21 protein-coding genes and 1 pseudogene are annotated in these 22,379 nt (G+C 71.8%); 16 read left to right on the top strand and 6 right to left on the bottom strand.

Annotated elements, in window-relative coordinates; all coding sequences use genetic code 11:
• Positions 1-5 precede the first annotated feature (5 nt).
• A complete protein-coding gene (locus tag ABT093_RS10270) occupies positions 6-923 on the top strand; it encodes a phosphatase PAP2 family protein (RefSeq protein ID WP_502884185.1) in 918 nt (305 codons plus the stop codon).
• A 60-nt stretch (positions 924-983) separates the two neighbouring features.
• Here ABT093_RS10270 and ABT093_RS10265 read toward each other — a convergent pair whose 3' ends face one another.
• Positions 984-4,016 (bottom strand): bifunctional [glutamine synthetase] adenylyltransferase/[glutamine synthetase]-adenylyl-L-tyrosine phosphorylase, encoded by a 3,033-nt coding sequence (locus tag ABT093_RS10265; protein ID WP_350562442.1) that lies wholly within the window; start codon positions 4,014-4,016, stop codon positions 984-986.
• Between the two features lie 126 nt (positions 4,017-4,142).
• Between ABT093_RS10265 and ABT093_RS10260 the strand changes: the two genes are divergently transcribed.
• Positions 4,143-5,327, top strand: a complete 1,185-nt coding sequence (locus ABT093_RS10260) for an acyltransferase family protein (RefSeq protein WP_350562440.1) — start codon at positions 4,143-4,145, stop codon at positions 5,325-5,327.
• Here the strand turns inward: ABT093_RS10260 and ABT093_RS10255 are convergent.
• Positions 5,294-6,505 (bottom strand): hypothetical protein, encoded by a 1,212-nt coding sequence (locus ABT093_RS10255; RefSeq protein ID WP_350562438.1) that lies wholly within the window; start codon positions 6,503-6,505, stop codon positions 5,294-5,296. The genes ABT093_RS10260 and ABT093_RS10255 overlap by 34 nt on opposite strands.
• 180 nt (positions 6,506-6,685) lie before the next feature.
• Positions 6,686-6,775: pseudogene (locus ABT093_RS40935) on the bottom strand (glutamine synthetase); the annotation flags it as partial.
• Positions 6,776-7,101: 326 nt separating this feature from the next.
• Here ABT093_RS40935 and ABT093_RS10245 point away from each other — a divergent pair.
• Positions 7,102-8,721, top strand: a complete 1,620-nt coding sequence (locus ABT093_RS10245) for a hypothetical protein (protein WP_350562434.1) — start codon at positions 7,102-7,104, stop codon at positions 8,719-8,721.
• 79 nt (positions 8,722-8,800) lie between these two features.
• Here ABT093_RS10245 and ABT093_RS10240 read toward each other — a convergent pair whose 3' ends face one another.
• Positions 8,801-9,304, bottom strand: a complete 504-nt coding sequence (locus ABT093_RS10240; protein ID WP_350562432.1) for a hypothetical protein — start codon at positions 9,302-9,304, stop codon at positions 8,801-8,803.
• 155 nt (positions 9,305-9,459) lie between these two features.
• On the opposite strand from ABT093_RS10240, the gene ABT093_RS10235 reads away from it, so the two are divergent.
• Both ABT093_RS10235 and ABT093_RS10230 read left to right on the top strand, forming a co-directional pair.
• Positions 9,460-9,894: a GntR family transcriptional regulator gene (locus ABT093_RS10235; protein WP_350562430.1), complete on the top strand. Its 435-nt coding sequence runs from the start codon at positions 9,460-9,462 to the stop codon at positions 9,892-9,894.
• Between the two features lie 28 nt (positions 9,895-9,922).
• Positions 9,923-10,468, top strand: coding sequence for an HD domain-containing protein (locus ABT093_RS10230; protein ID WP_350562428.1), 546 nt, complete (start codon positions 9,923-9,925; stop codon positions 10,466-10,468).
• Here the strand turns inward: ABT093_RS10230 and ABT093_RS10225 are convergent.
• Both ABT093_RS10225 and ABT093_RS10220 read right to left on the bottom strand, forming a co-directional pair.
• Complete coding sequence (locus ABT093_RS10225) at positions 10,465-10,938, bottom strand: NUDIX domain-containing protein (protein ID WP_350562426.1); 474 nt, start codon at positions 10,936-10,938, stop codon at positions 10,465-10,467. The two genes, ABT093_RS10230 and ABT093_RS10225, sit on opposite strands and share 4 nt — an antisense overlap.
• A complete protein-coding gene (locus ABT093_RS10220) occupies positions 10,935-11,708 on the bottom strand; it encodes a helix-turn-helix domain-containing protein (RefSeq protein ID WP_350562424.1) in 774 nt (257 codons plus the stop codon). Before ABT093_RS10220 ends, ABT093_RS10225 begins: the two co-directional genes overlap by 4 nt.
• Positions 11,709-12,422: 714 nt before the next feature.
• On the opposite strand from ABT093_RS10220, the gene ABT093_RS10215 reads away from it, so the two are divergent.
• The 11 genes from ABT093_RS10215 (at position 12,423) to ABT093_RS10165 (ending at position 22,323) form a co-directional block, all read left to right on the top strand.
• Positions 12,423-12,710 (top strand): hypothetical protein, encoded by a 288-nt coding sequence (locus ABT093_RS10215; RefSeq protein ID WP_350562422.1) that lies wholly within the window; start codon positions 12,423-12,425, stop codon positions 12,708-12,710.
• The gene (locus ABT093_RS10210; RefSeq protein WP_350562420.1) at positions 12,707-13,996 is read left to right on the top strand and encodes a hypothetical protein; all 1,290 of its coding nucleotides are present in this window, start codon (positions 12,707-12,709) and stop codon (positions 13,994-13,996) included. The genes ABT093_RS10215 and ABT093_RS10210 overlap by 4 nt, the downstream gene beginning before the upstream one ends.
• Positions 13,993-14,508 (top strand): transcriptional regulator, encoded by a 516-nt coding sequence (locus tag ABT093_RS10205; protein ID WP_350562418.1) that lies wholly within the window; start codon positions 13,993-13,995, stop codon positions 14,506-14,508. The genes ABT093_RS10210 and ABT093_RS10205 overlap by 4 nt, the downstream gene beginning before the upstream one ends.
• Positions 14,509-14,590: 82 nt before the next feature.
• Complete coding sequence (locus ABT093_RS10200) at positions 14,591-16,264, top strand: hypothetical protein (RefSeq protein WP_350562416.1); 1,674 nt, start codon at positions 14,591-14,593, stop codon at positions 16,262-16,264.
• Between the two features lie 89 nt (positions 16,265-16,353).
• Positions 16,354-18,471, top strand: coding sequence for a hypothetical protein (locus tag ABT093_RS10195; RefSeq protein WP_350562414.1), 2,118 nt, complete (start codon positions 16,354-16,356; stop codon positions 18,469-18,471).
• 231 nt (positions 18,472-18,702) lie between these two features.
• Positions 18,703-18,891, top strand: coding sequence for a hypothetical protein (locus tag ABT093_RS10190; protein WP_350562412.1), 189 nt, complete (start codon positions 18,703-18,705; stop codon positions 18,889-18,891).
• A 37-nt stretch (positions 18,892-18,928) separates the two neighbouring features.
• Positions 18,929-19,363 (top strand): hypothetical protein, encoded by a 435-nt coding sequence (locus ABT093_RS10185; protein WP_350562410.1) that lies wholly within the window; start codon positions 18,929-18,931, stop codon positions 19,361-19,363.
• A 14-nt stretch (positions 19,364-19,377) separates the two neighbouring features.
• Positions 19,378-19,650: a VOC family protein gene (locus ABT093_RS10180; protein WP_350562408.1), complete on the top strand. Its 273-nt coding sequence runs from the start codon at positions 19,378-19,380 to the stop codon at positions 19,648-19,650.
• A 185-nt stretch (positions 19,651-19,835) separates the two neighbouring features.
• The gene (locus ABT093_RS10175) at positions 19,836-20,420 is read left to right on the top strand and encodes a hypothetical protein (protein WP_350562406.1); all 585 of its coding nucleotides are present in this window, start codon (positions 19,836-19,838) and stop codon (positions 20,418-20,420) included.
• On the top strand, positions 20,417-21,970 hold the full coding sequence (locus tag ABT093_RS10170; protein ID WP_350562404.1) for a DNA cytosine methyltransferase: 1,554 nt from the start codon (positions 20,417-20,419) through the stop codon (positions 21,968-21,970). Before ABT093_RS10175 ends, ABT093_RS10170 begins: the two co-directional genes overlap by 4 nt.
• Entirely contained in the window at positions 21,967-22,323 is a 357-nt protein-coding gene (locus ABT093_RS10165; protein ID WP_350562403.1) for a hypothetical protein, read from the top strand. Before ABT093_RS10170 ends, ABT093_RS10165 begins: the two co-directional genes overlap by 4 nt.
• Positions 22,324-22,379: the final 56 nt, after the last annotated feature.

Below are 22,379 nucleotides of genomic sequence, written 5' to 3'. Positions count from 1 at the left end.
CGTCCATGGGGGAACCGACCGAGATCCAGCAGAACGGCGGCCGCATGCCCGACGGTGCCACCCGCGCGGCCCAGACCCGTATGTCCGCCCTACGCACCCGCGTCCGCGACCAGCGCCGTTCCCCGGCGCGACCGCGGATCTGGTTCGAGCTGGCACTGATCGGCCTCAGCTACTGGATCTACTCGCTGGTGCGCAACGCCGTCCCCGAGCAGGAGGCGGTGGCGCAGAAGCACGCCGGCTGGATCTGGGACCTCGAGAACTCCCTCGGGATCGCCGTCGAGCGCTCGATCAACCACGCGGTGGACGGCGTCGGCTGGCTGATCACCGGCATGAACTACTACTACGCGACGCTGCACTTCGTCGTGACCATCGGCGTCCTGGTCTGGCTCTACCGCTGGCACCCGGGCCGCTACGTCGCGGTGCGCACGGTGCTGTTCGTCACCACCGCGATCGCGCTGGTCGGCTTCTACTTCTTCCCGCTGGCCCCGCCCCGGCTGATGACCGACGGCGGCTTCATCGACACCGTGCTGACGCACAACACCTGGGGCTCGATGGCCTCCGGCCCGGCCACCCACGTCTCCAACCAGTACGCCGCGATGCCGTCGATGCACATCGGCTGGTCGATGTGGTGCGGTCTGACCATCTTCTTCCTGGCCCGCCGGACCTGGGTGCGGGTGCTCGGCCTGCTCTACCCGGCGGCGACCCTGGTCGTGATCGTCGCGACCGCCAACCACTTCTGGATGGACGCCGTCGGCGGTGAACTGTGCCTGCTGGTGGGCTTCCTCGCCGCCCGCTGGTTCTACCACACGTGGGTCTACCGGCTCCCGCAGGTGCCCGCCCGCGAGGAGCGGCCGGCCGCTCCGGGGCCGGTCACCGTCCCGGAGCAGTGGAGCGAACCCACCGTGAGCACCGTACGGCGCTAGCCGGCGGACACGAACGAGCAGAGGGGCCCCGGTTCGTCCGGGGCCCCTCTCGCGTTCCGCTCACCCGTAGAACAGCCGCTCCACCACCGACCGGGCCCGCCGGGTGGTGCGCCGGTAGTCGTCCACCAGCTCCCCGCTGTGCCCGACCCCGTAACCCAGGTAGCGGGCCACCCCCGCCAGCTCCCGGGCGTCCGCCGGGAAGGAGTCGCCCGGCCGCCCGCGCACCAGCATCACCGCCGAGCGCACCCGGGAGGCCAGCACCCAGGCCGCGTCCAGCACCTGCGCGTCCTCGGCCCCGACCAGCCCGGCCCCGGCCGCCGCCGCCAGCGCCGCCCTGGTCCGGGTGGTGCGCAGCCCCGGCAGCTCGTGCCCGTGCCGGAGCTGGAACAGCTGGACGGTCCACTCGACGTCCGCCAGCCCGCCCCGGCCGATCTTGGTGTGGGTGGTCGGGTCGGCGCCGCGCGGCAGCCGCTCGGCCTCGATCCGGGCCTTGATCCGGCGGATCTCCAGCAGATCCCGCTCGGGCACCCCGGCGCCCGGGTAGCGCAGTGGGTCGATCAGCTGCCGGAACCGCTCCCCCAGCCCGGGGTCGCCCGCCACCGGCTCGGCCCGCAGCAGCGCCTGGCTCTCCCAGGCGTGCGACCACCGCCGGTAGTACGCCGCGTACGAGACCAGCGAGCGCACCAGCGGGCCGTTGCGCCCCTCCGGGCGCAGGTCCGCGTCCACCTCCAGCGGCGGCTCGGTGGACGGCGCGGCCAGCAGGGCGCGCAGTTCGAGGCAGACCGCCTGGGCGGCCCGGGCGGCGTCCTCCTCCAGCGAGCCGAGCAGCGGCTCGTGGACGAAGAGCACGTCCGCGTCCGAGCCGTAGCCCAGCTCGTGCCCGCCGAACCGGCCCATCGCGATCACCGCGATCCGGGTCGGCAGCGCGCCGTTGCGGGCCTCCCAGCCGGCCACGCAGGCGCGCAGCGCGCCCTGCAGGGTGGCGGCGTTCAGCGCGGTGAGCGCCTCACCGGCCGTGTCCAGCGCGTGCGCCGGGTCCTCGCCGAGCCGGCCGAGCACGTCGGCGGCGGCCGTGCGGAACAGCTCGCGGCGGCGCACCGAACGGACGGCGGCCACCGCGGCGGCGGTGGAGTCGGCCCGGCCGACGGCGGCCAGTACCTCCCGCTCCACGGCGGCCCGCCCGCGCGGCACCAGGCCCTGCGGGTCGCCCAGCACGGCGACCGCCTCGGGCGCGCGCAGCAGCAGGTCCGGGGCGAGCCGGCCGGCCGAGAGCACCCGCGCCAGCTGCTCGGCGGCGGCGCTCTCGTCGCGCAGCAGCCTCAGGTACCAGGGGGTACGGCCGAGCGCGTCGGAGACCAGACGGAAGTTGAGCAGCCCGGCGTCCGGGTCGGCGGAGTCGGCGAACCAGCCGAGCAGCACCGGCAGCAGGGTGCGCTGGATGGCGGCCTTGCGGCTGACCCCGGAGGCGAGCGCGGTGAGGTGGCGCAGCGCGGCGGCCGGGTCGGCGTAGCCGAGCGCCTCCAGCCGGGCCCGGGCGGCCTCCGGGCGCAGGCCGGCCGCACCCGGCGGCAGTTCGGCGACGGCGTCCAGCAGCGGCCGGTAGAACAGCTTCTCGTGCAGCCGGCGCACCTCGACCGCGTGCCGCTTCCACTCCCGCTGGAGCGCGGCGACCGGGTCGGCCCGGGTGTCGTCGTTGATCAGCGGGGCGAGCGAGCGGGCGAGCCGGCGCAGGTCCTCCTCGCCGGTGGGCATCAGATGGGTGCGGCGCAGCCGGTGCAGCTGGATCCGGTGCTCCAGGGAGCGCAGGAACCGGTAGGCGGTGTCCAGCGAGGCGGCGTCGGCGCGGCCCACGTAGCCGCCGCGGGAGAGCGCGGCCAGCGCCTCCAGGGTGTTGCCGCTGCGCAGCGCCTCGTCGGTGCGGCCGTGCACCAGCTGGAGCAGCTGGACGGAGAACTCGACGTCGCGCAGCCCGCCGGGGCCGAGCTTGAGCTGGCGGTCCAGCTCGGTGGCGGGGATCGAGTCGATCACCCGGCGGCGCATCTGCTGCACGTCGGCGACGAAGTTGTCCCGGGCGGCGGCCTGCCAGACCATCGGCGCCAGGGCGGCGGTGTACGCCTCGCCGAGCTCCGGGTCGCCGGCCACCGGGCGGGCCTTGAGCAGCGCCTGGAACTCCCAGGTCTTGGCCCAGCGCTGGTAGTACGCGACGTGGCTGGCCAGGGTGCGGACCAGCGGGCCGTTGCGGCCCTCGGGGCGCAGGTTGGCGTCGACCGGCCAGATGGTGCCCTCGCCGGTGGTGTCGGCGCACAGCCGGGTGAGCGCGGCGGCCAGCCGGGTGGCGGCCTGGACGGCCTCCTGCTCGTCGACGCCCTCGCGCGGCTCGGCCACGTAGATGACGTCGACGTCGGAGACGTAGTTGAGTTCGCGCCCGCCGCACTTGCCCATGCCGATGACGGCGAGCCGGCAGGCCGCGGCGGCGTCCGGGTCCTGGGCGCGGGCCAGGTCGAGGGCGGTCTGCAGGGTGGCGCCGGCCAGGTCGGCGAGTTCGGCGGCGGTCTGGGCGAGGTCGGTGGTGCCGGTGAGGTCACGGGCGGCGACGGCCAGCAGGCAGCGGCGGTAGGCGATCCGCAGCGCGTCGGCCGGGCGGCCGGCCGGGTCGGCGGCGTCGGCGGCCACGGCCTCGGCGAGCGCGCGGCGGAAGTCCTCCGGGCCGGGGTGCATGTCGCGCAGTTCGAAGGTCACCAGCACGTGCCAGTCGTGCGGGTGGCGGGCCAGGTGGTCGGCGAGCGCGGTGGAGGCGCCGAGCACGCCAAGCAGCCGGTCGCGCAGCGGCTTGGAGGTGGTGAGGGTGTCCCGCAGGGTCCGCCGGTCGGCCGGGTCGGCGGCCTCCAGCAGCCGGGACAGCCCGAGCAGCGCGAGGTCGGGGTCGGCGGTGGCGGCGAGCGCGTCGAGCAGCAGCGGGTCCGCCGCGAGGCCGTCCAGCGCCGGTTCGGCGAGCAGCCGCAGCGCCCGCGCCGGGTCGGTGAACCCGCGCCGCACCAGCCTGATCTCCGGCCGGCTCACCCGGCTGCCGGCCCGCTGTTCCTCCACCGTCATCGCCCCTCCGTCCGTCCGCCCCAGCAGGCTACGCGCCCGACCCCCGCCGTGCCGTCCGTGACCACGCGCCGGGCGTGCTCGTTCACCCGGCGTCCGTCCCTGCCCGCCCCTCCCCCGGAGCGTCCGATGCCCAGCCGTCTGCCCTCGCTCACCGGGCTGCGCTTCTGGGCGGCGCTGCTGGTGGTGCTGTACCACCTGTCGCGCAAGGTCGGCGAGCTGCCGCTGCTCGGGCCGCTCGCCTGGTACGGGCGCTCCGGCGTGACTTTCTTCTTCGTCCTCTCCGGCTTCGTGCTCGCCTGGACGTACCAGGGCTCGCCGGTCCCCGCCCGGTCCTTCTTCCGCCGCCGCTTCGCCCGGATCTGGCCGCTGCACGCGCTGGCCACGGCGCTCTCGCTCGGCGCGGACGCCGTGCTGGGCCGGGCGGTCCTCGCGGTGGCCGCGCTGTGGTCGCTGCCGCTGCTGCACACCTGGGCGCCGGAGACGGTGCTCGGCGGCAACCCGGCGTCCTGGTCGCTGGGCGCCGAGGCGTGGTTCTACCTGCTGTTCCCGCTGCTGCTGCGGGTGCTGGCACCGCGCCGCCGGTGCTGGCTGCCGGTGGCCGCCGGGTGCGCGGCGCTGGGACCGGCGCTCTGGGTGGCGGGCGCGCTGCTGCCGGCCGATCCGGCCCTGCGCGGCTGGCTGCTGGACTACCTGCCGCTGACCCGCACCCCGCAGTTCCTGCTCGGCGTGGTCACCGGGCTGGCGGTGCGGCACGGGCTGCTGCCCCGGGTGCCGCTGGCGGCCGCCGCGGCGGCGGTGGCCGGCTGGCACGCGCTGCTGGTGCCGTGGCACGCGGCCGTCCCCGACACCCTGTGGTGGGGCCCGTACAGCGCGGCCCAGCTCGTCCCGGCGCCGCTGTTCGCCGCCCTGCTGGCCGCCGCCGCCCGGCGCGACCTCGGGCCGGGCGGCGGACCCCGGCTGCTGGCGGGGCGGTGGGCGGTGCGCCTCGGCGAGTGGTCCTACGCCTGGTACCTGGTGCACGAGATCGGCATCCGCTGCTGGCTGTGGACGGTCGGACGGCCGTCCGGGACGGCGGCGCTGCTCGCCGTGGAGCTGCTGCTCGCCGCGGCGACCCTGGCCTCGGCGGGCGCGCTCTACCGGTGGGTGGAGCGCCCCTGCGAGCGGCTGCTGCGCGGTGCCCCCGGTACTGCCCCCGGCGCCCCGGCGGCACGCGGAACGCCGCTGCCGCACTCCCCGGTGCGGGTGGTGCGGCAGCGGCGCCGGTCGGTGACGCGGGATCAGCCCTCCAGCGAGCCGTCCAGGTTCACGTAGGCGTAGAAGACGCCGAGGTCGTAGCCGTCCTCGTCGGTGTCGAACTTGATGGTGAGGCTGGTGTCACCGTTGCGCAGGTACGGCGAGATGTCCCAGCGGTTGGAGTCGTAGCCGAAGTTGTTGCGGTAGTACGGGGTGCGGACGAACTGGTCCGCCGGGGTCAGCTCCTCGATGGTGGAGTTGAACGCGTCGTTGGAGGCGTGGTTGAGGTCGCTGAAGATCGCCTCCGGCCCGGTGGTGGACTTCACCGCCAGGGTGTCGCCGGTCCACTTCAGGTCGCCGTCGTAGACGACGAAGCCGAGCTTGCCGGCGAGCTGCCCGGTGGCCGGGGTCTGCAGCCCGGTGAGGTCGAACTGGCGGGCGGGGCTGTTCGGCAGCTCCACCTGGAAGCCGTCCCACACGTGGATGTGGCGCAGCGGCTTGCACACGTTCTCGTACGCGATGACGATCGTCCAGCCGCCCCAGCTGTGCGGCTTCACCACCGAGTCCATGTTGGCCACGGTGTAGCTGCCGTTGCCGGCGCTCTTGACCAGGTCGGTGATGTCGGCGGAGGCCTGGTAGCTGCTCTCCTCGCTGGTGGTGATGTACCCGATGGACGGCTGGTCGTTCGCGATGTTCCGGTACTGGCTCTCGCCCGGGACCTTCAGGTAGACCTCGTCGATCTGGCTCTCCGGCAGCACCGTGTCGCCGATGCCCCGGGTGCCGCCCCAGTACAGCCGGGCGTACTTGACCTGGGAGCCCTCGATCAGCCCGAGGTCGGCCGAGCTGGCCGAGTAGATCGCGTCGCCGAGCGGGCCGATGCTGCCCGGATCGATGTTGACGTACTTCATCTGGTAGTTGTTGTTGATCGGCCTGCTGCCCGCCCCCGTCCGGGCCTCCACGCACGACGGCTGCGCCGGGTCGACCGGCGGCTGGGTCTCGTCGCAGGTCATCAGGCTGTTGCTGATCCGCGTGATGGACCCGTGGAAGTCACCCTCGAACCGCGTGGTGAACGGCAGCGGGTTCTCGGAGATGGTGTCGGCACGCAGCTCCGGCCCGGTGGGACCCGAACCGCGGGCGTCCGCGATCGGCGAGGAGAGCAACTGTCCGGCGACGGCGGCAACGGCCACCCCCGCGATCCCGACCCGGCGGGCGAGCAGGCGGGCGGTGGCGGCACGGCTGACGATGGAGGAGGGCATGGGGTCCTCTCAGGGGAAAGTGGATCGATCGATCCCGCTTATCGGATCACAACGCAACGTCACAATCCCCTCACATACAGCCATCGGTGAACGTGCCAACCCAAACGGCGGGCCCGCCGTCATCCATTGGAACGACGGCGGGCCCGTTCACCCTTGGCGCGACACCGGTCTCCCGCGGCCCTACAGCACCTGCAGGTTCTTGCGCAGCTCGAAGGGGGTGACCTCGGAGCGGTACTCCTCCCACTCCTGCTTCTTGTTGCGCAGGAACTGATGCCGCTCCTGGATGGAATCACCTAGCCCCCAGCTGCCAGCCGCGGAACGGTCGTCAGTGAGCACGATTGGCCACCGCTGGTTGACGCCGGACGGCCCACCGGCGGCCCCGCCGAGAAGCCTTCCGGACACCAACACTAGGTGTCGAGTCGACATAGACATGGTCGCTAGCCCCTGCAGCGACACCAGTCGGCCCCTCCCCGGCGAGCATCGACGTAGTTTTTGATATGACCAAGCCAAGGAGGCTTCTGCGGCAATATCCTTGCCTCACCCTCACCCGCAGCCATAAGCTGACATATCCGATCTACGCCCACACAGGGACCCAGATGAATCCGACGAGAATTTTCGCCTGGTATGAATCCGCAATTGGAAGAGACGCACTCGCATATCTCCTCGCCTGCGAGCAGGACATTCGGGAAGGAATTCCCCAAGAAGGAATCCAACTATCGAAAACCCAGATTTCGACTGTTGAGAATCTCGCACAGTTGACTGCCGCGACACTTTCAAATGAAAGCAAGATTAGCGAGGCGCACAATCTTGTGCGCGGATGGCTGATCCAGTTCACTGCAGACGGCATCTCGAACGCCAGGGAAATCCACAATAATTCAAAGGGCATAACGCAAGAGGCTGAAGCGCCAAGAGAACCGACCGCTGCCGCAGTGCATGAAGTCGCCCTCGATACATACTGCGCCTTCCTGCTCCCCTCGAATCATCCAGGCATCCCCACGCAGATAATAAACCCCTTCGCTTCGATCTCCATGTCGCAGCACCCGCGCCGCCAGGAGTTTATTGATTTCGCCATGCAGGATGCCAAGCTAGCTAGGGTTTTCACTGGCCCTGACGAGCCCTTCGGAAGATCTATGTCATATCTTTCAAATGTAGGGTTTGGCGGTGCACTTCAACTTGATTTGCTACTTGAAACAATACTCCAAAGGGCCTGGCTCATAGAGTCGTGTCGAGTTTCTCCCGAGGCATTCGCCATAGCCAGCGTAGAACAGTTTCGCATGGTGCGATCAACGCTTCAGAAGAGCGAATGCCCGTCAATTGCTACATTTCACCTCACTGGCGCTCTCCTGCCAACTGGCTCGAAGGTTGAGATCGCAGGTGGAACACTCAGAGAGACAACCGAATCCGAGCGCCGAAACTCCCCCTTCCCGCCTAGAGGTGAAATCTCCGGATCCGATGAGACCGGCCAACACGTAGTCGTGAACTACGATGGCGACATTACCCTAGAAATCCCATTTAAGTATAGGCATAAAGTCCTGACCGGCAGGGATGGGGATCACCGAAAGTGGATGGAGGAGAATTCATCATTTGCCGAAGCACAGAGGACTGTAACGCGAATCCGATTTGCACTCCTCTTGGCTACAAATCGTAACCACAGGGTTCAAATAATTCCCACAGCACAGAGCTTTGATATTCCGCCAAGCTCGATGCCCTACATCGCATGGCTCGACGTGAAGCCGCGCGGGATGATGCCAACACAGCTCACTGATGGCGAGGTATCAAACTGGTCATCTTGGTACGAGAAGCTCAACTCCGCAGGCGTGGACCACATTGAACTCGCTATGAGACGCACACTCAGGGCCCTGTCAGAGCGTACGGATCCTACCGACGTGCTAATCGACTCCGTAATCGCCTGGGAGAACATCTTCGGAACACCCGAAGGGGAGCCTACCTTCAGAATAACGATGTGCTTGTCTTCCCTCCTCAAGAAAGATCCGGCCGAACGTGCGAAACTTCAATCAACACTTTCAGACATCTATAACCTCAGGAGTCAAATTGTGCACGGCAATAAAGACCTGAAGCCCGCCGAAGTCCCATTTTGCCATCAAGCGCTAGACGTCGCGATCGAAGCCATTCGAAAGCTTGTTGAAGAACGCCCAGATATTCTATCCCTCAGCGACGGATCCAAGCGGAGCAAAAAGCTCCTGCTGGGAAACTGATAAATCCGCCCCGCCGCAAGCTCAGACCTTCACTCAACGATACACAGACCCCTCAAAGAGCGGGTCAACCAAGCTTGACCTAATTCAAGGATAGTCGGGCTTTATTCATGAATTCATCACTGCGACTGTCGATTCTATCGATAATTTCTTGATACGTTTCGCGATGAAGTTCTGTCGACATGCCAAGCTGGCGACATTCCAGCCATCCGGTAAGGCAGTTGCGCAGTTCTGTGAAATCTGCGGCCACCACATCGGCTAGATCACTAACCTCGGAAGGCCCTTCGAGGATGACCAGAACCGTCAAGCGATCCAGTTCATCCTTCCGTGTTCGCAGGTCGCCTAGTCGCACAGCGGCCTCTTCAGAATTTTCCTCCGGAGATGAGAGCAGCGAATGCAGGTCCGTGACAGAATGCACCATGCGCATCCCATGATCCATGAAAGCCGCATAAGCATCTCGTCGACGTTGGCGACGCCAATGCTCTCGTTGGCTGCGCTCTTGCTGACGCCCAGCCAATGCGGAGGCAAGCGTCGACCCTAGAACGCCAACTGCTGCTCCGAGTACAGCTGCAAGTCCCTGATCCATAGCCCGATTATGGCCCGCCATCGCGGTCGGCGGAGCGGTTTTGGCAGCTGTCCCGCCTGTCGCGGTTCCTAGTGGATGGTCAACCCCAAGGCTGGCAGCCTTCCCCCATGATCAGTCATCCTGTCTAGGTATCTGACTAGAGAAGGGAACGGCTAGTGCCCGAGCGGAGCCCACGCGGCACCTACCTGCGAATCGCCGATGCGATCGAGGCCAAGATCAGCGGGGACTCCACCATGACGTCGCTTCCCTCCGAAGCCCGTCTCATGGAGACCCACGGTGTCGGGCGCACGACGGTACGACGTGCCCTGGAATCCCTCGCAGCCAAGGGCCTCATCAGGTCGCACCCCGGGGCTGGGTGGGTCGTTGTGGGCGCTGAGCACAAACCCCCGGTGCTCGACCAGCTCATTGCCCTCGCTCGAACGCTCGATGTCGGAGCCGACTTCCCGTCGGAGAAGGAACTCACCGAGAGGACCGGGGCCGCGCGGGGCACTGTCCGACGAGCCCTCGCTCAGCTGGAAGGCGCGGGCGTTCTCGAAGTGCGCCATGGGAAGGGCCGGCGCGTCCGAGCGCTTCCCACCGATCACTCCTGACCACGATCACTGAGGAGCAGATACAACCGTGTGGGCCTACGAGCTTGCCGAATCCCTCCTGTCCACCGACCTTCCCCGCCGCTGGTCTCACTCCAAGGGGGTAGCCAACAAGGCACGCACCCTCGCCAGCATCCTCGGCCCGGACGCCGAGCTGCTGGAGGCCGCCGCCGTCCTGCACGACGTCGGCTACTCGCCGCGGATCGTCGATACCGGCTTCCACCCGCTCGACGGTGCGCGATTCCTGCGCGCGGAGAACGTCGACGAGCGCGTCGTGCGGCTGGTCGCCCACCACTCGTGCGCGCTGCTCGAAGCGGAGGAGCGTGGCCTGCGGCAAGAGCTGGAGGTGGAGTTCCCGCTGGAGGAGCCGCACCTGGTGGACGCACTGATCTACTGCGACATGACAACGACGCCGGACGGCACATCGACGACGACGCCCGACCGGATCGCGGAGATCGTGGGCCGGTACGGGCCCGACAGCATCGTCGGCCGGTTCATCCGGCGGGCCGAGCCGGAGATCGACGCGGCCGCACGCCGGATCGACAGCCGGCTGATTCAGGCCCGCGCCACGGCCTAACCGATGTGCGGCTGCACCCGGGTGGCGTCCAAGCCGTGGGTGATCCGGAGCCGCATGGACGGGTGAATGTCCAGGTCGTCGAGGTCCGCCGGGTCTACCCAGCGGACCTCCTTCGACTCCGAACTCGTCCGCAGTTCACCGCCGACAGGCCGGGCCCTGAAGCAGATGGAAAACTGCTGCCGGACCTCCCCGTCGTCGTACGCCATGACGTGCCCCGGGTCCGTGTACAGGCCCACGACGGAGTCGACCTCGACGTCGATTCCCGTCTCCTCGCGCACCTCGCGGACCACCGTGTCCGCGACGGATTCCCCGACGTCGTGGCCGCCGCCAGGAAGCGCCCAGAGGTTGTTGTCGGTCTTGTGGATCAGCAGCAGGCGTCCCGCCCCGTCAGTCACCACCGCGGTGACGGACGGAACGACGGAGTTCGCCAGCGGCGCGGCCGGGTCGTGGAAGTAGTCGATCCGGCTCATACTGCGGCCTCACTTTCGAGCTGGGGCGAGGTGATGGTCCGGGAGCCCTCCCAGATGCGTTCGATGCTCGCCGCGTACGTACTGAACAGCTCTCCACCTGGCACCTGCGAGAGGTGCAGAACCGGGGCCAGATACGCGCCGACCCCGTAGACGTGCCCGTTGACGAGCAGGTCCTCGTCAGCGCGGTAGAGCGAGTTGTAGAGCGTCGTCGAGTGGAGCCGGAACTCGACTCCGGGGATCCCGAACAGCGGCGCGTAGTTGGCCAGCGCGTTCCGGATCTTGCCTGCCATCGCCGGCCCGATCCCCTCGTCTTCGCCCCGCTGGGCCACCCCGGGGCTGTCGGGATTGCCCAGCATGAGCCGCACAGGCACGCCCGCCTGGGCCTTCTCTCGGATGAGCCGGAAGAACAGCGGGTCCTCGGAGAGCCAGAAGCCCGCGTAGACCACCAGGTCGAAGTGGCGCGTCGCCTTCGCATAGAGCGACGTCCACAGCTCCTTCGGGACGACAGCCCGGTGGGGGTAGAGCTTCACCAACTCCGCCCGGCCGGCCTCGGCCGTCGCGCTGCTGGTCTGCTCGTCCGACCACAGCTCTGACAGGTCCCGCTGCAGCAGATTGGCGAGCGCGTACTGGAAGCGCCGGTAGGGCCGGCGCCCGTCCTTGGCCTCCACCCACCGCTCTACCGTCCGCGGGCTCGTTCCTAGCCGCTCAGCGATCTGCTCCATCGTCAACTTGCTAGCGAGGATCGCCCCTCGCAGCCTCTCGTTGGCCATCGCGCCCTCCCCTGGACGACGTTGCGGCACTTGGACGATCTGGGACGACTCGACCGTAGCGAAGTCAGAGCGTAGCCGTCCAGGCGCGCCGTGTTCCGACACGGCCGGAGCGCCGAATCTAGTGATGCGCGGTCGGGAATCTCCGGCCGAACCAAACGAAGGACTTGACGCAGCGTCGACTTCTCGGCATCTTAAGAGACATGTTCAACATGTCTCGCATGGCGAGGCTGGCGAACTGACAGCCCTTCTTTGGGCTGCCCTGAGCTGCACAAACGTACGATCGACAACTCCACAGCGTGATCCACCACCGCAGTCCGTCCGTGACCGCACCGGTCGGGGTGAGTGGAGACCAGTCGGCAGAGAAGGGGCGCACGCCCTGACACCTCGGCCCGCTCTTAAGACGGCGGGCCGCACATGGGACACGCAGCCGACTCAAAAGACCGACGCGGCCGACCTTTTCGCCGGCGACGACATCCGGGAGCGATCTCCCCGGATTGAGCTGCACCCGCGTCCAGCCGAGACCGAACCCCCTGCTTCACCAGTGACCACGGCCCTCGACAGCCCCTCGCATCCGTCACTGCGGGGTGGGTGTCGGGGGTCGTGGCTGCTCGTGACGTTCGAGTGGCTGGGGCCCCATGAAGCGGGCCGCCGCGCATTCCTTGGCCGGGCGCGCGGCGGCCCCGGGCCCACACCCAACTGAGAAGAGGTAGACCCGTGAGGTCGATTGTTGCAGGCCAGACGGCCCTGACGGAGGACGAGTTCGCCGAGCTGGCGCTCGGTGTGGACTCGGACTTCACCCGCCTGTTCGCCGGCGTGTCCGGTGAGAGCGAGATGGAGCGCGAGGCTCGGATGGACGCCGCGGCCGGCGTGCTGGTGGACCTGCGCCGGGAGGACCCGGTGCTGGCCGGCTACGCCGAGCGCCTGTTGAGCATGGCGCCGGTGCCGCTGCGGCGCCCGGCGGTCATCCGCCGCACGGCGAGCGTCGAGCGGGTGGCGGCGTGAGCGGGCTGGGCGAGTACCGCGCCGAGCGGCGCGAGGACCGCCGGGCCGAGCGGGCCGACGCCCGCGCGGACCGCCGCGACGAGCGCGAGCAGACCCGGCTCGACGCCGAGGCGACCCGCCGGCGGCGTGAGGCCGACCGGCGCGCCGCCGAGGAGGCGAAGGACCGGCGCCGTGCGGCGCGGGCCGCTCGCTTCGGCCGGGTGACCGGATGGGTCGCGGCGAACCCGGCGCGCGCGTTCGTCCGGCTGGTGCAGGCGTGCTCGATCGTGCCGGCGGTGGTCTCGCAGGTGGCCGCGCTCGACCACGCGGACGTGGCGCTGCTGCTCGCGGTGCTGCTGGCCGCGATGCTGGAGGGCGGCGCGTGGGCGCTGGTCGCCATGGGCGCGCAGGCCGAGGGCGAGCGCTCCACCCGCACCTACCGTCTCGGCGCGTGGGCGGCCGGCATCGTCGCCGGGGGGATCAACTTCGCCCACGGCTGGACGCAGTACTCCGACGCACGGTGGGTCGCCGCGGTACTGGCCCTGTCCAGCATCGGCGCCGTCTGGCTGACCGACCTGCAGACCCACGGCGGCCGCGGCCCGACCACCGCCGAGAAGAAGACGGCGAAGGAGCGTGCCGAGCACGCCCGCCGCCGGACCGAGCACCACCCGGAGGTGCGGGCCGTGGCGGACCGCCTGCTGTCCGCCGCCGCCTACGGAGCGTTGTCGGCCGACGAGGCCTGGCGGATCGCGTGGGAGTACGTCCACGGCGTCACCGTCCCCGGTCTGACCGCCGAGCTGCTGGCCCGGCGGCTCAACGCGAGGGCCCGGGTGGCGGAGCTGAGCGCGCTTCCGGCACCGGCCGATCTGTGGCCGGGAATGCCCGACGACCCGTTCCCCGCCCTCACCCTGCCGCTGCCCTCCGGACCGTCCGACGGCGTCTACCTCGACGCCGTTCCCGACGAGTTGCGGAACGCTTCCCCGATCACGGCGGAAGCGCTCGAAGCCCTTTACGGAACCGGGTCGAACGTGCCCGCACCGAATCTGACCGGGCCCGTGGACGAGCCCCCGGCCAGCGAGGGCGGGAACGCTTCCGGCCCGGCCGGGGAACGCCCCCTCGACCCGGCCGACCTCGCCCGGGTGCGCATCCTGGCCGCCGACCTCGCCGCCGACGGCGAAGAACTGTCGACCCGCAAGGTCCGCTCGCTGCTCGGCTGCCGCAACGAGACCGCCGTCCGCCTGCGCGCCGCCGTCCTGGCCGAACGCACCAACCCCGGCAACGACGCCAGCAAGGAGAACACACAGTGACCACCACCAACACCGTGCTCTCGCTCCGGCCGGTTCGCTTCGCCGTCTCCTACGCGCTGCTGCGGGTGGCGGCGGACGTCGCGGACCACTGGGTCCAGACCGACCACCAGGCCGCCACCAAGGGCCAGCACGACCACACCCCGGGGCAGTCGAGCTTGGCCGGCCGCCGGGCCTGCGCCGCGCACGTCGCCACCTACACCGCCACGCAGGGCGCCGTGCTGCTCGCCGGGACCCGGCTGCTCGGTGTGCGGCTGCGGCCCGGGCCGGTGGTTGCCGCGCTCGCGGTGTCGGCGGTGACGCACTACGTCGCCGACCGCCGCGAGCCCCTGCGGCTGCTGGCCCGCGCGGTCGGGATCGACGGCTTCCACGCGCTGGGGACCCCGGCGCACCCCGCGCACCCGGTCACCGCGGGCGGCTCGTACGCGCCGACGCTCGGCACGGGTGCCTACGCCCTCGACCAGGCGTGGCACCACGCGTTCGAGACCTACGCCGCGCTCATCGCCTCCGCCTGACCCCTGGGACGGCCGCCAACGCCTGCAAGCCGGGCGGCCGTCCCGGGCTCCGTCCCTCCTCAGAGAACCGGAGACCCGCATCATGTCCGAACCGCCGGCCTCGACGCTGGTCGAGGTCGTCCCCGCGTCCCAGAACCAGCCACCCGCCAACTCGAAGCCCAAGCCCGAACCGAAGCCCGCGGCCTCGACGGGCGCGGTGCCGGGGGTCCCGCTGGCGGTGGCCGTCGCCAACGCCCTCGGGGCCGTCGGCGCCGGTGCCGCGTCGCTGGGCGGCGGCGCCGTCGCCGTGGTCGGGGCTGCCGCCGGCGCCGCCGCGATCGGCGGCCTGGCCCGCAAGGCCCGCAACCGCCGTACCAGCCCGCGCCCCTCCTCCCGCACGGTCGCCGCCCACCGCGCGGGCCGGGCGGGCGGCCTCCTCACCCCGCCCGCCCGCACCGCCAACTCCGCTGCACTGCAGGGCCGTTCGGCGAACCCCGCCGCTGCCGCCCACCGCCCCGGTCCCGGTTCGGCCGGTGGCCGAGGCGGGGCCAGTGTTCCCGCCCACCACACCGCTGACCCGAAGGGACCCGGCATGCAGCGAACGGCCGGAACCACGCCCCACACCACCCACCGCGCCGGGGCGGTCGGCGCGCCCCGGCAGGCCGGGAGGCCCGCCGCGGCCGGGCGGAGCGCCGGCGGCGGGTACCGGCCGCCCGCGATCGTGCACACCCTGGCGCGGGCGGCCTCCCGCCTGCCGGGCTTGCAGGACCCGGACCCGGCCGGGCAGGCCCGGCGGGGTGCCGAGCGCCGTGACGAGCGGCTGGCCCGCATCGCCGAGCGCACCGCCCGCCGGGTCGCCAAGGGGCAGGCCCAGGCGTTGCGGGCGGCCGGGATCGACCCGGCCACCGGCGCCGGGGCCCGCCCGCAGGGCCCGGCCGCCGCGCGCGGGCACCTCACCCCGGTGCAGGCCAAGGCGTTGAAGCGCTCGGCGACGCGCCACCGGGCCCGCATGGGCGGGGCCGTGCTGGCGACCGGCCTGGTCGGCCTCGGCTCCGCGCTGGCCGGCAACTGGCGGCACAAGGGCAGGGTCAGCGGCCACATGCGGCGTACCTGGCGGCGCATGGCCGAGCGTGCCCGCGCCGTACGTGACGCCCGCAACGGCGCGATCCTCGGCCACGGCGACGCCGCCGTCGACCCCGTCACCGGGGTGGCGGGTGTGCCGGTCCCGGCGGAGACCGTCAACATCCCCGGCCGCCCCGCCCCCACCCCGGCCGCGTCCGGCACCGGCGGCATCGTCGCGTTCGAGGTCTTCGGCCGCCCTTGCCGCCCCGACACCACCCCCGCCGTCGCCCCGATCACCCTCGGCAAGCCCACCGTGAAGGAGAACGTCACCGTGACCACGCCCTCCAACGGCGCCACCGGCGGCACGGCCGCCGGTCCGTTCAGCCTGACCGCCGTCGCCGACGACCTGCTCACCGCCGTCAGCGCCTTCGACCCGGAGACCATGCTGGACTTCCTGCGGCTCTCCGAGGAGCTGCCGCTGGCCTACGTCACCTTCCAGGAGGTGCTGCGGGTCCTGGCGGAGAAGGGTGCCGAGGAGCTGCCGCTGGACGCGTCGGTGGTCGAGGAGATCAGCCAGGGCTACCAGGCCATGCGCCGCGTCGTCGACGCCCTGGACGAGGTCGCCCCGACCTTCCGGCAGGTCCACGAGGCCGAGCTGGCCCGCTACGACAACCCCCGCAACGGCCTGGACGCCGAGCGGAAGTGGAACGTCTGACCCACCCCCGCATCCCCAGCACCCACACCTCTGCCGGGCCGTCCACCTCCTGTGGGCGGCCCGGCCCCTTCCCGGCTGGAGACCGCCGCATGACCAAGAACACCAAGAACACCGGCCCGCGTCTGGACTGGAGCGCCGGGCACGGCCTGCTGTCCGGCACCCTGAACGGCACCCTCGGCGCCCTGTCGACCACCGCACTCGGCCACGCCACCGGCATGCCCGCCGGATGGGCGCTCGCCGCCGGAGCCGCCGGGGCCATCGGCACCGTCGGCGCCGGCCTGCGCCGCAAGCTCACCGGCGCCACCCTCGCGTTCCGGGGCACGTGCTGGATGGCCGCCGGCGGCTGGTCGTCCTGGGCCCTCGCCCACGGCGGGCCGTGGCAGTGGCCCGAGATCGGCTCGCTCGCCGTCGCCGGGGTCGCCGCCGGCACCCTCGCGGTCGGCTTCGCCGCGCACGAGGAGGTCGAGCAGGCCAAGCGCCAGCACCTGCTGCTGATCGGCGCCCGCCGCCAGCTCGCCGCGGAGTGGACCGAGCGCATCAAGCGCGTCTGCGCGGTCGAGGTGACCGTCCTCGGGATCGAGCACTGGCCCTCCGGCGCCGGCTACACCCTCGAACTCGAACTGCCCGAGGGCGGCACCACCCGCCGCTCCATCGCCGACCGCGCCGAAGGCCTCGGCTCCGACCTCGACCTGCCCGACGGCTGCGGCCTGCAGGTCATGCCCGGCGTCTCCCGGCGGCGCGTCCTCATCCAGGTCACCACCAAGGTGATCACCGACCAACTCCTCTTCCCCGTCGAGGAGATCGAGGAGACCACCACCGTCAACAACCCGATCCCGGTCGCGGTGCTGTCCGACGGCACGCCCGCCGAGATGGACCAGCGGCAGGCCTCCACGATCGTCACCGGCCCCACCGGCACCGGCAAGACCAACTGGCTCCACGCGTTGATCGCCCGGCTGAACCAGACGAACGACGTGCTGGTGTGGGTGATCGACCTCAACGGCGGCTCCATCGGCCTGCCGTGGCTCAACGCCTGGCGCGACGCCCAGATCCACCGGCCCGGCTCGCGCTGGGCCGACGCCGACATCCCCGTCCCGGGCGTGGACTGGGTCGCCTCCACCATCGAGGAGGCCAAGCGCATGCTCGCCGCCGCCGTGCGGATCGCCAAGTCCCGCAAGGTCGCCTACCAGGACGCCATGCGCGACGCCAACGACGACAAGCTGCCGGTCTCCCCGAAGATCCCCGAGATCGTCATCATCATGGACGAGGGCGCCGAGGTCGCCGCCACCCGCGAGGCCCGCCAGGTGCTCGCCGGCGTCTCCGAGGTCGTGCGCATCGCCCGCGCCATGGCGATCCGCGCCGTGCTGTCCGTCCTGCGCGTCACCCAGGACGTCATGCCCGACCCGCTCGTGCGCAAGATGGCCTCCAACCGGCTCGCCACCGGCGCCCTGGAGGACTCCGAACTCGGGCACCTCTTCGGCTGGCGGGCCCTTCGCGCCGAGGACAGCTTCTCCGGCCCGGGGTCCGTGCTGGTCGGCACCGAGGGCAAGCAGCCCGCCAAGGCCCGCCAGCCGCGCATCACCCCCGACATGATCGAGGAGATCAGCGCGCTCACCGCCCACCGCCGCCCCGCCCTCGACACCCCCTCGCGGGAGGCGGCGGGCGCCGACTACGCCGACCGGTGGCTGCTCGAACGGTGCGGCCACCTGTGGGCCGGCGGCGCCGAGACCGTCGCCGCGGCCGCCCCGGCCGGAACGAGCGCCGCGTCCGGCCCGGCGCCCACCGGCCCGGCCAGGGGCGGTGCCGCTCCGGCCGGCGGGTGGAAGGCCACCGCCGGATGGGACGCCGTCCCGGCCGCCGACCCGGACGACCTGGAGTCGATCTGGCTGCTGCCCGCCGCCGCCACCGAGGCCGACCCCACCCCGGCGGGCACCGACTGGACCGACCCGTCCACCTGGACCACCGGCCGCGAACCGGCCGTCCCCGAGACGCCCGATGCGAAGGACGCCGCGCTGCGGCTGCTGCGCGACGCCGGGCCCGAGGGCACCGGTGCCTCCGCCATGGAACGGGCCCTGAAGGACACGTTCGGCACCCGCCGCCCCGTGCTCCAGAACTGGCTCAAGGCATGGGTCGAGAGCGGCGACGCGGTCCGCATCGGCGAGGGCAGCAAGACCCGCTACGTCCACCGCGACCACGCCCCCGGCGCCTGATCCCGGCCCCCTGTCTGTCACCTGTCACCCCACCCCGCGAGGGGCTCGTCAGACGCCCCGAAGCCCTGTCGCCCCCGTATGACCTGCGGATTACAGGTGACAGACAGGTGACAGGCGACAGGTGACAGACAGGGCGGATGACACCCCCGATGACAGGCACCACGGCCCGCCCGCGCACACCTGCGGGCGGGCCGCTCCACACCCGCTCCGTCCCTCGGAAGAGAGCCCGCCGTGATCGTTGCGCTCAGCACCACCGTCCTGTTCGCGATCATCTCCGCCGTCCTCATCCGGGGCCGGCGCGTCTCCCTGCCCACCGCGCTCGTGCTCTGGCTGTCCGGCTTCACCGCCGCCTCCACCGGCGTCGCCGGACCCGTGAACGACTTCCTCGCCTCCCTGGTCCGGCTCGTCTCCGGCCACTGACCCCACCCGCGCACCGACCCGCCGACGGGAGACCCCGATGGACCGCACCACCAGCACGCAGCCCGCCGCCGCCCCGGTGCACTACGGCCCGGACGGCACCCCCTACTACCTCACCCCCGCCCCGCTCCTCACCGCACCGCCCGCGCTCTACCACCCCAGTGCCCCGGTGGTCCCCGGCCCGGCCCTCGCGCCGACCGCCGTCTACCTTCCCGCGGCCGCCCCGGCCGCCGAGCCCGTCCCGGTGCGGGACCCGTGGCCCGCCCGCCTGCTCGCCGGCGGTGTCGCCCTCGGTGCCGGCGGCCTCGGCGTCGGCTACGCGGTCCAGGCCGTTGCCGCGGCGGCCGGGAGCGTCGGCGGCCTGGCCGCGCTCGGCGTCGGCGCCTACGCCCTCGCCAAGACCACCGGCGGCCGGGGCGGCGGCGGGCAAGGCGCCGTGAACGTCAACGTCACCGTCTCCAACCGCAACCGCTGACCGGAGGAACCGCCATGGCCCGCCTGCGACTGCGCTTCAACCCCTGGCCCGCCCCCGTGATCGAACTGGCCGACACCCCCGACCCGGGGTGCTCCGACTGCGACGGCCACGGCGGATGGCCCGAGGACTACGCCGACGCGCACGGCGAGTACGGCGGCACCAACTGGTGGCACTGCCCGTGCTGGGACCCGGACCGCGTCCGGCGCCTGCTCCCGGTGCCCCGCTGGCTCGCCCACCTGCTCTTCGGCTGGACCCCGCCCGTCTACTCCGCCGAGCCGCCGTTCTAGACCGGCCTGCCCGACCGGCCGTGCCACCCACACCCCGCCGCCACCAGCGGCCGGGCGTGGGTCGTGCGGGGGACCGGACAGCCCGCTCCCACCCACACAGCACGAAACCCCACACCAACCGCCAACTCCTGGCAGAGATCGGCTGGTGCGGGGCCCGTGCATCCCACTACGAGACGGGAACCAGCATGCCCGACTTCAACCGCTTCACGCTCGCGATCGTGGACGACATCCGCGACCGCGAGCAGGCCTCCGACGGCCACTCGCGCTTCGGCGCCTACATCGCCCATCACGCCGAGGACTTCCACGACGGCGGTGAGCCGCTGCGTCCGGTGGACTTCGCCGCCGTCGCGTGGTCGGTGGCCACCTTCCCCGTGATGTCCCCCGGCTACGTGGACGTGCGCCCGGACGTCCACCCGTTCACCGTGCACCGCGGCCACGACGGCGGCGCCTTCCTCTGCGCCAAGGTCGGCCTGCGGCACCGCGACCTCGCCCGCCGCCTGTTCGCCCTCGACTGGGAGCGCGACCCCTGGGGCAGCCGCGACGACCCGTGGCCCGTGCTCGTCGCCCCCGAGCGCACCGACCGCCCGACCGTCCTCGTCGCCGCCACCCTGCTCGTGCCCGTCCCCGACCACATCCTGCTGCAGCCCACCGTCTGCCGGCCGGGCCGCACCCTCACCCACGAGGCCAAGCAGGTCGTCGCCGCCCTCGCCGCTCACGCCAACGAGCACCTGGCCCCGCTGGTCGACGAGCTGCTCGGGGGTGGCCAGTGAGCGCGCTGACCTACATCGACTTCTTCTGCGGCGCCGGCGGCTCCAGCACCGGCGCCGCCGCCGTCCCCGGCGTGGTCCCCGTGCTGGCCGCGAACCACTGGGACAAGGCCATCGCCTCCCACGCCGCGAACTTCCCCGCCGCCGACCACTTCCTCGGCGACCTCCACGACACCGACGTCGCCCGCTTCCCGGCCGCCGACCTGTTCTGGGCCTCCCCCGAGTGCCCCCAGTGGTCCAACGCCCGCGGCAAGCGCCGCGACTTCGACAAGCAGCCCGACCTGTTCGGCGACACCCTCACCGACGCCGCCACCGACCGCTCCCGCGCCCTGATGTGGGACGTCCCCCGCTACCTGGAGGCCATGGCCGCCCGCGGCAAGCCCGTCCTGGCCGGCGTCGTCGAGAACGTCGTCGACGTCCGCGTCTGGGACCTGTGGAACACCTGGGTCGACAGCATCCGCACCCTGGGCTACCGCACCCGCCTGATCGCCCTGAACTCCATGCACGCCCGCCCGAACGTCATTCCCGTCGCCCCGCAGTCCCGCGACCGCCTCTACCTCGCATACTGGCGCACCGACCTCGGCCGGAACCCCGACTGGGACAAGTGGCTGCGACCCACCGCATGGTGCGAGAGCTGCGACAGGCCGGTGCGGGCGGTGCAGGCGTTCAAGCGCCCCGGCACGGACATGGGCCGCTACCGCCAGCAGTACGTCTACCGCTGCCCCAACGTCACCTGCCGCAACAGCGTTCTGGAGCCCCCAGTGCTGCCGGCCGCCACCGCGATCGACTGGGCCCTGCCCGGCACCCCGATCGGCGCCCGGGCCAAGGCCCTGTCCCCCAAGACGCTGGAGCGCATCCGCGCCGGCCTCGCCCGCTACGCGCTGCCGCTGCTCGCCCCGGCCGGCGGCACCTGGCGCCAGGACGCCAGCCCCGTGACCGACCCCGCCCCGGCCCGCACCACCCGCGAGAACGACGCCCTCGCCGTCCCCCCACTGCTCGTGCCCGAGGGCCGCGACGGCAAGTCCGCCGCCACCGCGAACGAGCCCCTGCGCACCCAGACCGCCCGCAACGAGACCGCCCTGGCCTGGCTGCCGTTCATCACCGAGCTGCGCGGCGGCTCCTCCGACGCCCGGCCCGTCCTGGACGCGCTGGCCACCGTCACCGCCTCCGGCAACCACCACGGCCTCGCCACCCCGCCCACCCCGCACGACGGCCCGGCGCCGGACTGGTCGTCGCTGCTGCTGCCCTACTACGGCAACACCACCGCCCGGCCCGTCGCCGAGCCCGTGGGCGCGCTCACCACCCGCGACCGCTACGCGCTCGTGCGCGGCCACCAGGTGCCGGTGGAAGAAGTGCTGTTCCGGATGCTGGAGCCCGGCGAGATCGGCGCCGCGATGGCCTTCCCCCGCCAGTACACCGTGCTCGGCAACAAGCGCGAAAAGGTCCGCCAGTACGGCAACGCCGTCACCCCGCCCGTCGCCGAAATCCTTGTCTCCGCCCTCGTCGAAGCCGTCACCGGCCACGACCTGCCCGAACCCGGCAGCACCCCGTGAACGGCCGCACCCCGCCCCTCGGCGACATCACCGGCCTGTGGCAGGCCGTCCTCACGGCAGCCGCCGGGCGCTTCCAGTGCCGCGGCACCTGCGGCAAGCCCCACGCGAAGGACAGCGGCGGACGCTGCCCGGCCGTCCACGGCGGCTACCCGCGCCACGGCACCGGCCCCGTGCACCTCATCGCCGCACCCGCCGACCCGGACGCCCTGCTGCTGCCCGCGCACCGCGCCGCCGCCCTGCCCAAGCGCCAGTTGGCCGCGTGGTGCCCGGCCTGCCACGACGCCACCCGCCGCCACACCCGCGCCGCCCGGCAGGCCGCCACCCCGCCGGCCGAGCCGGACGCCCTGTTCTGACCTCCCCCCTCTCGCGGCCCGCGCCCCGCCCCCCCCCGGCGCGGGCCCCCCCCGCC

This window comes from Kitasatospora sp. NPDC002551 (genome assembly GCF_040296005.1).
Classification (GTDB): Bacteria; Actinomycetota; Actinomycetes; order Streptomycetales; family Streptomycetaceae; genus Kitasatospora.
This window is presented reverse-complemented; position numbering and strand designations above follow the sequence as displayed.

Excerpts from the sequence above, each read along its gene's own strand:
- ABT093_RS10270 (WP_502884185.1), top strand. The coding sequence starts at position 6 with ATGGGGGAACCGACCGAGATCCAGCAGAACGGCGGCCGCATGCCCGAC.
- ABT093_RS10265 (WP_350562442.1), bottom strand. The coding sequence starts at position 4,016 with ATGACGGTGGAGGAACAGCGGGCCGGCAGCCGGGTGAGCCGGCCGGAG.
- ABT093_RS10260 (WP_350562440.1), top strand. The coding sequence starts at position 4,143 with ATGCCCAGCCGTCTGCCCTCGCTCACCGGGCTGCGCTTCTGGGCGGCG.
- ABT093_RS10255 (WP_350562438.1), bottom strand. The coding sequence starts at position 6,505 with ATGCCCTCCTCCATCGTCAGCCGTGCCGCCACCGCCCGCCTGCTCGCC.
- ABT093_RS10245 (WP_350562434.1), top strand. The coding sequence starts at position 7,102 with ATGAATCCGACGAGAATTTTCGCCTGGTATGAATCCGCAATTGGAAGA.
- ABT093_RS10240 (WP_350562432.1), bottom strand. The coding sequence starts at position 9,304 with ATGGATCAGGGACTTGCAGCTGTACTCGGAGCAGCAGTTGGCGTTCTA.
- ABT093_RS10225 (WP_350562426.1), bottom strand. The coding sequence starts at position 10,938 with ATGAGCCGGATCGACTACTTCCACGACCCGGCCGCGCCGCTGGCGAAC.
- ABT093_RS10220 (WP_350562424.1), bottom strand. The coding sequence starts at position 11,708 with ATGGCCAACGAGAGGCTGCGAGGGGCGATCCTCGCTAGCAAGTTGACG.
- ABT093_RS10200 (WP_350562416.1), top strand. The coding sequence starts at position 14,591 with ATGTCCGAACCGCCGGCCTCGACGCTGGTCGAGGTCGTCCCCGCGTCC.
- ABT093_RS10195 (WP_350562414.1), top strand. The coding sequence starts at position 16,354 with ATGACCAAGAACACCAAGAACACCGGCCCGCGTCTGGACTGGAGCGCC.
- ABT093_RS10185 (WP_350562410.1), top strand. The coding sequence starts at position 18,929 with ATGGACCGCACCACCAGCACGCAGCCCGCCGCCGCCCCGGTGCACTAC.
- ABT093_RS10180 (WP_350562408.1), top strand. The coding sequence starts at position 19,378 with ATGGCCCGCCTGCGACTGCGCTTCAACCCCTGGCCCGCCCCCGTGATC.
- ABT093_RS10175 (WP_350562406.1), top strand. The coding sequence starts at position 19,836 with ATGCCCGACTTCAACCGCTTCACGCTCGCGATCGTGGACGACATCCGC.